Source organism: Pseudomonas sp. LBUM1656, assembly GCF_059716065.1.
The window spans coordinates 4933221-4948247 of sequence record NZ_CP166800.1; the positions used below are offsets into that span (position 1 = coordinate 4933221).

11 protein-coding genes are annotated in these 15027 nt (G+C 60.3%); 9 read left to right on the top strand and 2 right to left on the bottom strand.

Going from position 1 to position 15027, the window contains the following annotated elements; genetic code table 11:
• Positions 1-18: 18 nt before the first annotated feature.
• Entirely contained in the window at positions 19-882 is an 864-nt protein-coding gene (locus ACA072_RS22300; RefSeq protein WP_497620626.1) for a DNA-3-methyladenine glycosylase family protein, read from the bottom strand.
• Complete coding sequence (gene arcD / locus ACA072_RS22305; protein ID WP_497620627.1) at positions 879-2306, bottom strand: arginine-ornithine antiporter; 1428 nt, start codon at positions 2304-2306, stop codon at positions 879-881. Before arcD (ACA072_RS22305) ends, ACA072_RS22300 begins: the two co-directional genes overlap by 4 nt.
• Positions 2307-2748: 442 nt before the next feature.
• Between arcD (ACA072_RS22305) and arcD (ACA072_RS22310) the strand changes: the two genes are divergently transcribed.
• From arcD (ACA072_RS22310) to ACA072_RS22350, 9 genes are all read left to right on the top strand, one after another.
• Positions 2749-4176 (top strand): arginine-ornithine antiporter, encoded by a 1428-nt coding sequence (gene arcD, locus ACA072_RS22310; protein ID WP_497620629.1) that lies wholly within the window; start codon positions 2749-2751, stop codon positions 4174-4176.
• A 36-nt stretch (positions 4177-4212) separates the two neighbouring features.
• The gene (gene arcA / locus ACA072_RS22315; protein WP_497620631.1) at positions 4213-5469 is read left to right on the top strand and encodes an arginine deiminase; all 1257 of its coding nucleotides are present in this window, start codon (positions 4213-4215) and stop codon (positions 5467-5469) included.
• Between the two features lie 70 nt (positions 5470-5539).
• On the top strand, positions 5540-6550 hold the full coding sequence (locus ACA072_RS22320) for an ornithine carbamoyltransferase (RefSeq protein WP_497620633.1): 1011 nt from the start codon (positions 5540-5542) through the stop codon (positions 6548-6550).
• A 186-nt stretch (positions 6551-6736) separates the two neighbouring features.
• Positions 6737-7666 (top strand): carbamate kinase, encoded by a 930-nt coding sequence (arcC, locus tag ACA072_RS22325; protein ID WP_497620635.1) that lies wholly within the window; start codon positions 6737-6739, stop codon positions 7664-7666.
• Between the two features lie 12 nt (positions 7667-7678).
• Positions 7679-8041, top strand: a complete 363-nt coding sequence (locus tag ACA072_RS22330; protein WP_497620637.1) for a DUF5064 family protein — start codon at positions 7679-7681, stop codon at positions 8039-8041.
• Between the two features lie 216 nt (positions 8042-8257).
• Positions 8258-9766: a transcriptional regulator GcsR gene (gcsR, locus tag ACA072_RS22335; protein ID WP_497330300.1), complete on the top strand. Its 1509-nt coding sequence runs from the start codon at positions 8258-8260 to the stop codon at positions 9764-9766.
• Positions 9767-10199: 433 nt separating this feature from the next.
• Entirely contained in the window at positions 10200-10583 is a 384-nt protein-coding gene (gcvH, locus tag ACA072_RS22340; protein WP_461976171.1) for a glycine cleavage system protein GcvH, read from the top strand.
• A gap of 11 nt (positions 10584-10594) precedes the next feature.
• Positions 10595-13447, top strand: a complete 2853-nt coding sequence (gene gcvP / locus ACA072_RS22345) for an aminomethyl-transferring glycine dehydrogenase (RefSeq protein ID WP_497620640.1) — start codon at positions 10595-10597, stop codon at positions 13445-13447.
• Between the two features lie 202 nt (positions 13448-13649).
• On the top strand, positions 13650-15026 hold the full coding sequence (locus tag ACA072_RS22350) for an L-serine ammonia-lyase (RefSeq protein ID WP_497620641.1): 1377 nt from the start codon (positions 13650-13652) through the stop codon (positions 15024-15026).
• Position 15027: the final 1 nt, after the last annotated feature.

Sequence of the window (15027 nt, forward strand, 5' to 3'; positions counted from 1 at the left end):
CACACCTCCTGGATCAGTTCAATCCATCCGGCTCAGCGATGTCCAAAGCACCTGCGCCGCATACCCTCGCCAAGGTCGCCAAGCTTCAGCCCGCCTCAACAAATCCCGCGCCGTCACCACCCCACCTTCCACCGCCGCCAGCGCATTGATCAACCCCACATCCCCACTCGGAAACGCATCCATCTCCCGCAACTGCCGCAACGCAATGTACTGCGCCGTCCAGTCGCCAATCCCGTGCAACGCCAGCAACCGCGCCACACCACCCTCCCGTCCCGGCTCAAATATCAAGGGATCATCCAGCAACGCCTGAGCCACACCGGACAAGGTCCGACCGCGACTTTTCGGCATCCCTAACGTCGCCAGATCCACTACCGCCAACACCGCTGCGTCCGGAAACACATGCGTCAATCCCGGCATCGACGACGGCAAGGGCTGCCCATACTGCGCTACCAGCTTCCCCGCCAATTTGATCGCCGCGCCCACGGTAATCTGCTGCCCGAGCACCGCACGAATCGCCAACTCCAATCCATCCCAGGCACCCGCCACACGCAGCCCCGGACGCTGGGCAATCAGCCGCGCCATCAACGGATCAGCGACCAATTGCCGATGGATTGCCGGCAAGTCCGCATCCAGATCAAACATCCGCCGCAGCCGCGCGACGATCTGCGGGACGGCCACCGGATCAGGAAAATCCAGCGTCACTTCCAGCGCATCGCCCGCCACCGGCCTGATCGAAAACCAACCGTGAACTCCGTTCAAGCCTATGCTGCGCGAGTAAACGCCATCGACCACCGTTTCCATTCCCGCCACCGCCCGCGCCGTCAAAAATCCCAGCATCGCCGACCAGTCGTAAGGCGGGTGATACGCCAGCAGCAATCTCACAACGACAACAACCCGCTGTACAACCCGTACGCCGCCAGCCCTGCTCCGCTGATGACACAGGTAAAAATCCCCTTCTCGATATGAGTAAAAAGCGGTTCACCCTGTTCATGCTTGGCCTTGGCAAACAAGATCACCCCTGGCGCGTACAACAGCGCCGACAGCAGCAAATACTTCACCCCGCCCGCGTACAACAACCACACCGCGTAACCGAGGGCGATGCCGCCGATCATCAGGTCTTTTGTGCGCTCGGCCGACGCGTGTTCGTAGGTTTCGCCGCGCCCGCTTAACAGCACCGCATACGCCGCCGACCACAGGTACGGCACCAGAATCATCGACGACGCGAGGTAGATCAGGCTGGTGTAAGTCCCGGCGGAAAACAGCGTGATCAGCAGGAAAATCTGGATCATCACGTTGGTCAGCCACAGCGCATTGACCGGCACATGGTTGGCGTTTTCCTTGGTCAGGAAGGCCGGCATGGTTTTGTCCTTGGCCGTGGCGAAGAGGATTTCGGCACAGAGCAACGCCCAGGACAACAACGCACCGAGCAGCGAAATCGCCAGGCCGATGCTGATCAGCAGCGCGCCCCAAGGGCCGACGATGTGTTCCAGCACCGCCGCAAGCGACGGGTTTTGCAGGTTGGCCAATTCAGGCTGGCTCATGATCCCCAGGGACAACACGTTCACCAGCACCAGCAACGCCAACACGCCAATAAAACCGATGACCGTCGCCCGGCCGACGTCCGAGCGTTTCTCCGCTCTCGCCGAATACACACTGGCGCCTTCAATGCCGATGAACACGAACACGGTGACCAGCATCATGTTGCGCACCTGGTCCATCACGCCGCCGAAATTCGGGTTGCTGTGGCCCCAGATATCCCGGGTGAAAATATCCGCCTTGAAGGCCACAGCGGCGATCACGATGAACATGATCAGCGGCACGATCTTGGCCACGGTGGTCAGCTGGTTGATGAAGGTCGCCTCCTTGATCCCGCGCAGCACCAGAAAATGCACGGCCCACAGCAACACCGAGGCGCAGCCGATGGCGATCGGCGTGTTGCCCTGGCCGAACACCGGAAAGAAATAACCGAGGGTGCTGAACAGCAACACGAAATAACCGACGTTGCCCAGCCAGGCACTGATCCAGTAACCCCAGGCGGACGAGAAACCCATGTAGTCGCCAAAACCGGCCTTGGCGTAGGCGTACACACCGGAGTCCAGTTCAGGTTTGCGATTGGCCAGGGTCTGGAAGACGAAGGCCAGGGTCAGCATGCCCACCGCGGTGATCGCCCAACCGATCAATATCGCCCCGGCATCGGCACGCGCCGCCATGTTTTGCGGCAAGGAAAAAATCCCGCCGCCGATCATCGATCCCACCACCAGGGCGATCAGCGCACTCAGGCGAAGCTTTTGCGTCGGTTGCGACATTCCTGCGTCTCCATTTTCCGCCGCGACTAACACCGCGAGACCGTCACATAGTTGGTTTTAACTAAATAGATACAGCGTAATAACGTTTATCAATTAATGCCAACCCCCTATTTATTTATAACCTTTCACTCTATTGCGATCGAAAGAAATAGCGGATTTGTCGGTCAATCCTGATAAATCAATAATGCTCCGAAATCAGGGAGCGATACTTGCTAAAACCAAAAAACAAACTAGCGTCTAGACTTCAATGGGCACGCGTTAATAATTTTCTTATTGCCGAGGCCTCTGGAAAAGGCTTTTCCGGCAATAGCTTTATGCCAGCCAAAGAACTGCAAGTCATTCATTAACAATGGAATGTGACCATGCATTGATCTAAGTCAGATGATTGAACAGCAAACGAAACCAAACTGTTTTCTCTCTTCTCCTGCACTGGAGTCATGCAATGTCTGAATCCCCCGGAAAACTGAAACTCGGCGCACTTGTCGCGCTGGTTGTCGGCTCCATGATTGGTGGCGGGATTTTTTCCTTGCCCCAGAACATGGCCGCCAGTGCCGACGTCGGCGCCGTGCTGATCGGCTGGGCCATCACCGCGGTCGGCATGCTGACCCTCGCGTTTGTCTTCCAGACTCTCGCCAACCGAAAACCTGATCTGGACGGCGGTGTCTACGCCTACGCCAAGGCCGGGTTCGGCGACTACATGGGTTTCTCGTCCGCCTGGGGTTACTGGATCAGTGCCTGGCTGGGCAACGTCGGTTATTTCGTTCTGCTGTTCAGCACCCTTGGCTATTTCTTCCCGATTTTCGGCGAGGGCAACACCGTCGCTGCCGTGATCGGTGCGTCGGTGCTGCTCTGGGGTGTGCATTTCCTCGTGCTGCGGGGGATCAAGGAAGCGGCGTTCATCAACCTCGTGACCACCGTCGCCAAGATCGTGCCGCTGCTGCTGTTTGTGCTGATCGCGATTTTCGCCTTTAAGCTGGACATCTTCACCGCCGACATCTGGGGCGTGAAAAACCCGGACCTGGGCAGCGTGATGAACCAGGTACGCAACATGATGCTGGTCACCGTCTGGGTGTTCATCGGTATCGAAGGCGCGAGCATCTTCTCGGCCCGCGCGGAAAAACGCAGCGATGTCGGTAAGGCCACCGTGATCGGTTTCATCACTGTGCTGCTATTCCTGGTGCTGGTGAACGTGCTGTCGCTGGGCATCATGACCCAACCGGAACTGGCCAAACTGCAGAACCCGTCGATGGCCGCCGTGCTGGAACATATCGTCGGTCCGTGGGGCGCGGCGCTGATCAGCGTCGGCCTGATCATTTCCCTGCTCGGTGCGTTGCTGTCGTGGGTGCTGCTGTGTGCGGAGATCATGTTCGCCGCCGCCAAGGACCACACCATGCCGGCGTTCCTGCGCAAGGAAAACGCCAACCATGTGCCGGTCAACGCCTTGTGGCTGACCAACGCGATGGTGCAGTTGTTTCTGATCATCACCCTGTTTTCGGCCAGCACTTACCTGTCGCTGATCTACCTCGCCACCTCGATGATTCTGGTGCCGTACCTGTGGTCGGCGGCTTACGCGCTGCTGCTGGCGGTGCGCGGCGAGAGCTATGAAAACGCCGCGTCCGAACGCAGCAAAGACCTGTTCATCGGCGCCGTCGCGTTGATCTACGCGGTCTGGCTGATCTATGCCGGCGGCGTCAAATACCTGCTGCTCTCCGCCCTGCTCTATGCCCCCGGCGCGATCCTGTTCGCCAAGGCCAAGCTTGAAGTCAACAAACCGGTTTTCACCAACGTCGAGAAGCTGATTTTCGCCGCAGTCGTCGCGGGCGCCCTGGTGGCGGCTTACGGACTGTATGACGGCTTCCTGACCCTGTAACACACGACTTGTTCTGTCATCTGGAGGATCACTGTAATGACCACGGAAAAAGTTAAGTACGGCGTACATTCCGAAGCCGGCAAACTGCGCAAAGTCATGGTTTGCTCCCCAGGCCTGGCCCATCAGCGGCTGACCCCGAACAACTGCGACGAACTGCTTTTCGATGATGTGTTGTGGGTCGCCCAGGCCAAGCGTGACCATTTCGACTTCGTCACCAAAATGCGCGAACGCAATATCGATGTGCTGGAAATGCACAACCTGCTGACCGACATTGTCGCCATCCCCGAAGCCCTCGACTGGATCCTGGAACGCAAAGTCACCGCCAACTCGGTCGGCCTCGGCCTGATCAACGAAGTGGGTTCGTGGTTGCGCAGCCTGGAGCCGCGCAAGATCGCCGAGTTCCTGATCGGCGGTGTTTCCGCTGACGACTTGCCGGACAGTTTCGGCGGCAAGACCATCCAGATGTTCCGCGACTTCCTCGGCCATTCCAGCTTCATTCTGCCGCCGCTGCCCAACACCCAGTTCACCCGCGACACCACCTGCTGGATCTACGGTGGCGTGACGCTGAACCCGATGTACTGGCCGGCGCGTCGCCAGGAAACCCTGCTGGCCACCGCCATTTATAAATTCCACCCACAGTTCACCAACGCCGACTTCGAAATCTGGTACGGCGACCCGGACCAGGAACACGGCAGTTCCACCCTTGAAGGCGGCGATGTGATGCCGATCGGCAACGGTGTGGTGTTGATCGGCATGGGCGAGCGCTCGTCCCGCCAGGCCATCGGCCAACTGGCGGTTAACCTGTTCAAGAACAAAGCCGTGGAGAAAGTCATCGTCGCCGGCTTGCCGAAGTCCCGCGCGGCGATGCACCTGGACACCGTGTTCAGCTTCTGCGACCGCGACCTGGTGACGATCTTCCCGGAAGTGGTGAACCAGATCGTCGCCTTCACCCTGCGCCCTGATGAAGGCAAACCGGGCGGCATCGACATTCGCCGCGAAGAAACCAACTTCCTCGACACCGTGGCCAAGGCCCTCAACCTCAAAGCGTTGCGCGTGGTGGAAACCGGCGGCAACAGCTTTGCCGCCGAACGCGAGCAATGGGACGACGGCAACAACGTGGTGGCCGTGGAGCCTGGCGTGGTGATCGGTTATGACCGCAACACTTACACCAACACCCTGCTGCGCAAGGCCGGTATCGAAGTCATCACCATCAGCGCCGGCGAACTCGGACGCGGTCGTGGCGGCGGCCACTGCATGACCTGCCCGATCATTCGCGACCCTATCGACTATTAATTCCTGTGCCCTGCTTCGCGCTTATAAAGCGTGAAGCAGGCGGATAACCGAAACCCAAGGAGATCCCATCATGGCTTTCAACATGCGCAACCGCAGCCTACTCTCGCTGATGCACCACACGACTCGCGAGCTCAATTACTTGCTGGACCTGTCCCGCGACCTCAAGCGCGCCAAGTACACCGGCACCGAGCGTCCGCACCTGAAAGGCAAGAACATCGCGCTGATCTTCGAAAAAACCTCGACCCGCACCCGTTGCGCCTTCGAAGTCGCAGCCCATGACCAGGGCGCCCACGTCACTTACATCGACCCGGTGTCGTCGCAGATCGGCCACAAGGAAAGCATGAAAGACACCGCCCGCGTACTGGGGCGGATGTTTGACGCCATCGAGTACCGCGGCTTCGAACAGGAAATCGTCGAGGAGCTGGCCAAGTTCGCCGGTGTGCCGGTGTTCAACGGCCTGACCGCTGAATTCCACCCGACGCAAATGATCGCCGACACCCTGACCATGCGTGAGCACAGCGACAAGCCATTGCATGACATCAGCTACGCCTACCTCGGTGACGCGCGCTACAACATGGGCAACTCGCTGCTGATGATCGGCGCCAAACTCGGCATGGACGTGCGCATCGCCGCACCAAAGGCCTTGTGGCCGCATCAGGATTTCATCGACCAGTGCAAGGCATTCGCTGAAGAAAGCGGCGCACGTATCACCATCACCGAAGACCCGAAAGAAGCGGTCAAGGGCGTCGACTTCATCCACACCGACATCTGGGTGTCGATGGGTGAGCCGGTGGAGGCGTGGGACGAGCGCATCGAGCAACTGCTGCCGTACCAGGTCAACGCCGCCATGATGAAGGCCTCCGGCAATCCGCGCGTGAAGTTCATGCACTGCCTGCCGGCGTTCCACAACAGCGAAACCAAGGTCGGCAAAGACATTGCCGCGCGCTATCCGCACCTGGCCAACGGCGTCGAGGTGACTGAAGAAGTCTTCGAATCGCCGGCCAACATCGCCTTCGAGCAAGCGGAAAACCGCATGCACACCATCAAGGCGATCCTGGTGTCGGCGTTGGCGGATATCTAACGGCCCACTCGGCTCTCACTGACGGAACAGGGTCAATGTGGGAGCTGGCCTGCCAGCGATGGCAGCGCCGCGGTGCATCTGACAGACCGCGCCGATCCCATCGCGAGCAGGCTCGCTCCCACAGGGTCAGGGTTCCATCGACAGACCGAGTTGCCCGCTTACTGCTCTTTTAGAAGGACATGCATTATGCGTATCGTCGTTGCTCTGGGCGGTAACGCCCTGCTCCGCCGGGGTGAACCCATGACCGCGGACAATCAACGCGCCAACATCCGGATCGCCACCGAACAGATCGCCAAGATTTATGCCGGCAATGAACTGGTGATCGCCCACGGCAATGGTCCACAGGTTGGCCTGCTGTCGCTGCAAGCCGCGGCCTACACCTCGGTTTCGCCTTATCCGCTGGACGTGCTCGGTGCCGAAACCGAAGGCATGATCGGCTACATCATCGAACAGGAACTGGGCAACCTGCTGGACTTCGAAGTGCCCTTCGCCACTCTGCTGACCCAGGTCGAAGTCGACGCCAACGACCCGGCCTTCCAAAACCCGACCAAACCCATCGGCCCGGTCTACGCCAAGGCCGAAGCGGAAAAACTCGCCGCCGAAAAAGGTTGGGCGATTGCCCCGGACGGCGACAAATACCGTCGTGTGGTGGCCAGCCCGAGACCGAAACGTATCTTCGAAATCCGCCCGATCAAGTGGCTGCTGGAAAAAGGCAGCATCGTGATTTGTGCGGGCGGCGGTGGCATTCCGACGATGTATGGCGCCCACGGCAAGCTGCAAGGTGTGGAAGCAGTGATCGACAAGGACTTGTGCTCGGCGCTGCTGGCCGAACAGCTGGAAAGCGATCTGCTGGTGATCGCCACCGACGTCAGCGCAGCGTTCATCGATTACGGCAAACCAACCCAGAAAGCCATCGCCCAGGCCCACCCCGACGACATGGAAAAACTCGGCTTTGCCGCCGGCTCCATGGGACCGAAGGTCCAGGCCGCCTGCGAGTTTGCCCGCCATACTGGAAAAACCGCGGTGATCGGTTCACTCTCGGACATCGAAGCGATCGTCCAGGGCACGGCCGGCACGCGTATCAGTACGGCGACACCTGGCATAACTTACTTGTAAGGAGAAACGTCAATGGCAACGTTCGAGCCCGGTCACTTGCACATCGAGCGCCACGCGCTGACCCCGGATGACGTCAACTACAACGTTCACCTCGACTATGAGGTCAGCAAGAACGACAAAGGGGAACAAGGCATCCAGTTCACCATGCATGGCAGCATTCAGGGCAAGGACATGTCAGAGCCCTTCTTTCTGCCCAAGGCGGAGGCTTACAACTTCGCCAACAACGTGACAAAAATCGCCGAGAAATACGGAATCCCGAAGACACATAGCCAGATCGGCTCGATTCACAAGCATTACGATTTAATGTTTGAAGACATCCGGAAGCAGTTGGATATGAAATCCGGCGACCCGGTAAACCTCGAGAACTTCGAGTAACCCATTCCCCTGAATGAACGCTGTACCTGTGGGAGCGGGCTTGCTCGCGAAAGCGGCCTGACAGTCGACATTGATAGCGACTGACACTCCGCTTTCGCGAGCAAGCCCGCTCCCACATTGGATTTGTGTCGTCCTGAAGTCCTGCGCAGGATTTCACCATTCGCCCGCCCCAAGGCATACTTGCCACCCTCCGCACGTCAGATTGAAAACCGCCCCATGCGTATCCACGTCAGCTTCATCGACCGCGTCGGCATTACCCAGGAAGTCCTGGCCCTGCTCGGTGGGCGCAATCTCAATCTGGATGCGGTGGAAATGGTCCCGCCCAACGTTTACATCGACGCCCCGACCCTGAGCCCTGACGTGCTCGAAGAACTGCGCGATGCGTTGCTCAGCGTGCGTGGCGTGCAAGCGATGACGGTGGTCGACATCCTGCCTGGCCAACGTCGGCACTTGCAGCTCGATGCGCTGCTCGCCGCCATGACCGACCCGGTGCTGGCCCTGGACAGCGACGGCAAAGTGTTGCTGGCCAACCCGGCTTTGATCGCTTTGTACGGTCGTGAACCGGCCGGTGAAAGCGTTGCCGACCTGTTTGCCGACCCGGCGCTGCTCGGTGTATTGCTCGAAAATGGCTTCCGCCTGCCGCTGCGCGAGATCACCGTCAACGGCCAGACCCTGCTGCTGGACGCCACGCCGATCACCGATGCTGGCGCCCTGCTGACCCTGTATCAACCGAACCGCATCGGCGAACGCCTCTCGGCGCTGCACCATGACCATGCCGAAGGGTTCGACGCGCTGCTCGGCGAGTCCCCGGCGATTCGTACACTCAAGGCGCGCGCCCAGCGTGTGGCGGCACTGGATGCACCGTTGTTGATCCAGGGCGAAACCGGCACCGGTAAGGAACTGGTGGCTCGTGCCTGCCACGCCATCAGCGCCCGGCACAGTTCACCGTTCCTCGCGCTGAACTGCGCGGCATTGCCGGAGAACCTCGCCGAAAGCGAACTGTTCGGCTACGCCCCCGGCGCCTTCACCGGTGCGCAACGGGGCGGCAAACCGGGGCTGATGGAACTGGCGAACCAGGGCACGGTGTTTCTTGACGAGATCGGCGAGATGTCGCCGTACTTGCAGGCGAAGTTGCTGCGTTTTCTCAACGACGGCAGCTTCCGTCGTGTCGGTGGTGATCGCGAAGTAAAGGTCAACGTACGGATCCTCAGCGCGACTCACCGCAACCTGGAAAAAATGGTCAGCGAAGGGTCGTTCCGTGAAGACTTGTTCTATCGCCTCAATGTCCTGAATGTCGAAGTCCCGCCCCTGCGCGAACGCGGCCAGGACATCCTGCTGTTGGCCCGCTATTTCATGCAGCAGGCCTGCGCGCAGATCCAGCGCCCGGTGTGCCGATTGGCCCCCGGCACTTACCCCGCGCTGTTGGGTAATCGCTGGCCGGGCAACGTGCGGCAATTGCAGAACGTGATCTTCCGCGCCGCAGCGATTTGCGAAAGCAGCCTGGTGGACATCGGCGACCTCGACATCGCCGGCACCTCCGTGGCACGCCAGAGTGACAGCGACGTCGACAGCCTCGAGCAGGCGATGGAAGAGTTTGAAAAGACTCTGCTGGAAAAACTCTACGTCAGCTATCCGTCGACCCGGCAACTGGCGAGCCGGCTGCAAACCTCTCATACCGCTATCGCCCACCGGCTGCGCAAGTACGGCATTCCCAATAAGCCGTGAGGCCTACTCGGTCAAAATGTGGGAGCGGGCTTGCTCGCGAATGCGGAGTTTCAGTCACCATCAATGTCGACTGTCAGGCCGCCTTCGCGAGCAGGCCCGCTCCCACAGGTTTCGTGACCTGCCAGAAAACCTGTTTAAAAACGACCTCCATCTGTACTGAAAGCGCTACAGTGGAACGATATCAATACACCCTCCCCGGATCACCGCTGCGCAAGGCTTTGATCCACCTAGGCTTTTTTCTTCGCCTCCCGCTGTAGCGAATTCGCTACAGCCATCAACTCCTCGTCTTCCGCAATATCACCTAACTATCTGATTTATAAGAATAAAAAAACATTGGCCGCGATTTTGCTTAGTAACCCGCCATAAAGCAGGGCTTTAGCCCAAGCATTCCATCGCGTCCACCAGACGAGTCTGGCCCCCCTTAGGAGTTTCCATGAGCGAATTGCGTTTTACTGAAGATCACGAATGGCTGCGCACCGAAGCCGACGGCAGCGTCACTGTCGGCATCACCGCTTTCGCACAGAACGCCTTGGGCGACGTGGTTTTCGTACAACTGCCTGAGCTGCAGTCCTATGACAAAGGCGCCGAAGCCGCCACCGTGGAATCGGTAAAAGCCGCCAGCGGCGTGTACATGCCACTCGACGGTGAAGTACTGGAAGTGAACCCGGCACTCGACAGCAGCCCTGAACTGGTCAACGAAGACCCGATGGGCGAAGGCTGGTTCTTCCGCTTCCAGCCAACCGACGCCTCGGCTGTCGCCAAACTGCTGGATCAGGACGCCTACGACCGCCTGATCAAAGCCAACGCTGAAGCCTGAGGAGCACTGACATGACTCAAGTTAATCTGACCACCGCCAACGAATTCATCGCCCGCCACATCGGCCCGCGTTCCGGCGACGAGCAAGCCATGCTCAACAGCCTCGGTTTTGACTCGCTGGAAGCCCTGAGCGCCAGCGTCATTCCCGACAGCATCAAAGGCACCAGCGTCCTCGGCCTCGAAGACGGCCTGAGCGAAGCTGATGCCCTGGCGTTGATCAAATCCATCGCCGGCAAAAACCAGCTGTTCAAGACTTACATCGGCCAGGGCTACTACGGCACCCACACGCCGTCGCCGATCCTGCGCAACCTGCTGGAAAACCCGGCCTGGTACACCGCCTACACCCCGTACCAGCCAGAAATCTCCCAGGGCCGTCTCGAAGCGCTGCTGAACTTCCAGACCCTGATCAGCGACCTCACCGGCCTGCCGATTGCCAACGCGTCGCTGCTCGACGAAGCCACCGCCGCTGCCGAAGCGATGACCTTCTGCAAACGCCTGAGCAAGAACAAAGGCAGCCACGCCTTCTTCGCTTCCGTGCATTGCCACCCTCAAACCCTCGACGTGCTGCGCACCCGTGCCGAGCCGCTGGGCATCGACGTTGTCGTCGGCGACGAGCTCGAACTGACTGACGTGACGCCGTTCTTCGGCGCCCTGCTGCAGTACCCGGCGAGCAACGGTGACGTCTTTGATTACCGCGAACTGACCGAACGCTTCCACGCCGCCAACGCGCTGGTCGCGGTGGCCGCCGACCTGCTGGCCCTGACCGTGCTGACCCCGCCGGGCGAATTCGGCGCCGACGTGGCCATCGGCAGCGCACAACGCTTCGGCGTGCCGCTGGGCTTCGGTGGCCCGCACGCCGCTTACTTTTCGACAAAAGACGCGTTCAAGCGCGACATGCCGGGCCGTCTGGTCGGTGTCTCCGTGGACCGTTTCGGCAAGCCGGCCCTGCGCCTGGCGATGCAGACTCGCGAGCAACACATCCGTCGTGAGAAGGCCACCAGCAACATCTGCACCGCGCAAGTATTGCTGGCCAACATCGCCAGCATGTACGCCGTGTACCACGGCCCGAAAGGCCTGACGCAGATTGCCAACCGCGTGCATCACCTGACCGCGATTCTGGCCCAAGGCCTGAAAGCAATCGGTCTGAACGTCGAGCAAGCAAGCTTCTTCGACACCCTGACGATCAAGACCGGCGCGCAAACTGCCGACCTGCACGACAAGGCTCGCGCACAACAGATCAACCTGCGCGTCGTCGATGCTGAACGTCTGGGCCTGTCCCTCGACGAAACCACTTCGCAAGCTGACGTGGAAACCCTGTGGGCACTGCTGGCCGACGGCAAAACCCTGCCGGACTTCGCCGCCCTCGCTGCTTCGGTTCAAGCGACCATTCCAGCGGCACTGGTTCGCCAGTCGCCAATCCTCAGTCACCCGGTGTTCAACCGCTATCACTCGGAAACCGAGCTGATGCGTTACCTGCGCAAACTGGCGGACAAGGACCTGGCGCTGGATCGCACCATGATCCCGCTGGGTTCGTGCACCATGAAACTCAACGCCGCCAGCGAAATGATCCCGGTGACCTGGGCTGAATTCGGTGCCCTGCACCCGTTCGCCCCAGCCGAGCAAAGCGCCGGTTATCAGCAGCTGACCGATGAACTGGAAGCGATGCTCTGCGCCGCCACCGGTTACGACGCGATTTCCCTGCAACCGAACGCCGGTTCCCAGGGTGAATACGCCGGTCTGCTGGCGATTCGTGCCTATCACCAGAGCCGTGGCGAAGACCGTCGCGACATCTGCCTGATCCCGTCGTCCGCCCACGGCACCAACCCGGCCACCGCCAACATGGCCGGCATGCGCGTGGTTGTGACCGCTTGCGATGCCCGCGGCAACGTCGACATCGAAGACCTGCGCGCCAAGGCCATCGAGCACCGCGAGCATCTCGCGGCATTGATGATCACTTACCCGTCGACCCACGGCGTGTTCGAAGAAGGTATCCGCGAAATCTGCGGCATCATTCATGACCACGGCGGCCAGGTGTACATCGATGGCGCCAACATGAATGCGATGGTCGGCCTCTGCGCCCCGGGCAAGTTCGGCGGCGACGTGTCCCACCTGAACCTGCACAAAACCTTCTGCATCCCACACGGCGGTGGCGGCCCGGGCGTTGGCCCGATTGGCGTGAAATCGCACCTGACGCCGTTCCTGCCGGGCCACGCGCAGATGGAACGCAAGGAAGGCGCGGTCTGCGCGGCACCGTTCGGCAGCGCGAGCATCTTGCCGATCACCTGGATGTACATTCGGATGATGGGCGGCGCGGGTCTCAAGCGCGCTTCGCAACTGGCGATCCTCAATGCCAACTACATTTCCCGTCGCCTCGAAGAACATTACCCAGTGCTCTACACCGGCAGCAACGGCCTGGTAGCGCACGAATGCATCCTCGACCTGCGTCCGTTGAAAGACAGCAGCGGTATCAGCGTCGATGACGTCGCCAAGCGCCTGATCGACTTTGGTTTCCACGCGCCAACCATGTCGTTCCCGGTGGCCGGCACACTGATGATCGAGCCGACCGAAAGTGAGTCCAAGGAAGAACTGGACCGCTTCTGCGACGCCATGATCCGCATCCGCGAAGAAATCCGCGCGGTGGAAAACGGCACGCTGGACAAGGAAGACAACCCGTTGAAAAACGCCCCGCACACCGCCGCGGAAATCGTTGGCGAGTGGACGCATCCGTATAGCCGTGAGCAAGCGGTTTACCCGGTAGCGTCGCTGATCGAAGGCAAGTACTGGCCACCGGTCGGTCGTGTCGACAACGTGTTTGGTGATCGCAACCTGGTTTGCGCTTGCCCGTCGATCGAAAGCTACGCTTAAACCAATGAGGGGGCGGGTTAGCTCGCCCTTTCAAGAACACCGCATCACTCCTGTGGGAGCGGGCTTGCTCGCGAAAGCGGTGGAGCAGTCACCATCAATGTTGCCTGACACTCCGCTTTCGCGAGCAAGCCCGCTCCCACAGGGGTCCGTGTAACGCCTCAAATTTCCGCCAATTCCTATAACAAGAAACCGGAGAACAACCATGTCGTTAAGCGTGTTCGACCTGTTCAAGATTGGCATCGGCCCCTCCAGCTCCCACACCGTCGGCCCGATGCGTGCAGCCGCACGTTTCGCCGAAGGCCTGCGCCGTGAAGGGCTGCTGGCGACAACCACCTGCGTCAAAGTCGAGCTCTACGGCTCACTCGGCGCCACCGGCAAAGGCCACGGCAGCGACAAAGCCGTGTTGCTCGGCCTGGAAGGCGAACACCCGGACACCGTGAACACCGAAACCGTCGCCGCCCGTCTGCAAGACATTCGCGGTAATGGTCGCTTGAACCTGCTCGGCGAACACAGCATTGCGTTCAACGAGAAAGAACACTTGGCGATGATCCGCAAACCATTGCCCTATCACCCCAACGGCATGATCTTTCGCGCGTTCGACGCCGCCGGTCTGCAGATCCGCAGCCGCGAGTACTACTCGGTTGGTGGCGGATTCGTGGTCGATGAAGACGCCGCCGGCGCGGACCGCATTGTCGAAGATGCCACGCCGCTGACCTTCCCGTTCAAAAGTGCCAAGGACCTGCTGGGTCATTGCGCCACTTACGGCTTGTCCATCAGTCAGGTGATGCTGACCAACGAAAGCGCCTGGCGCCCGGAAGCGGAAACCCGCGCCGGCCTGCTGAATATCTGGCAAGTGATGCAGGACTGCGTCGCCGCCGGGTGCCGCAATGAAGGCGTCCTGCCGGGTGGTCTGAAGGTCAAACGTCGGGCCGCTGCGTTGCATCGGCAACTGTGCAAGAACCCGGAATCGTCATTGCGCGACCCGCTGTCGGTGCTGGACTGGGTCAACCTCTACGCCTTGGCGGTCAATGAAGAAAACGCCAACGGCGGACGCGTGGTCACTGCGCCCACTAACGGAGCGGCAGGCATCGTCCCGGCGGTGCTGCATTACTACATGCGCTTCATCCCCGGCGCCAACGAAGACGGCGTCGTACGTTTTCTGCTGACCGCCGCCGCGATCGGCATTCTCTACAAGGAAAACGCCTCGATCTCGGGCGCCGAAGTCGGCTGCCAAGGTGAAGTCGGCGTGGCCTGTTCCATGGCGGCCGGTGCCTTGTGCGAAGTCCTTGGCGGCACCGTGCAGCAAGTGGAAAACGCCGCCGAAATCGGCATGGAACACAACCTCGGCCTGACCTGCGACCCGATTGGCGGGCTGGTGCAAGTGCCTTGCATCGAGCGCAACGCCATGGGTTCGGTCAAGGCCATCAATGCGGTGCGCATGGCCCTGCGCGGCGACGGTCAGCACTTTGTCTCCCTCGACAAGGTCATCCGCACCATGCGCCAGACCGGCGCCGACATGAAAAGCAAATACAAGGAAACCGCCCGTGGCGGTTTGGCGGTCAACATTATCGAGTGCTGAT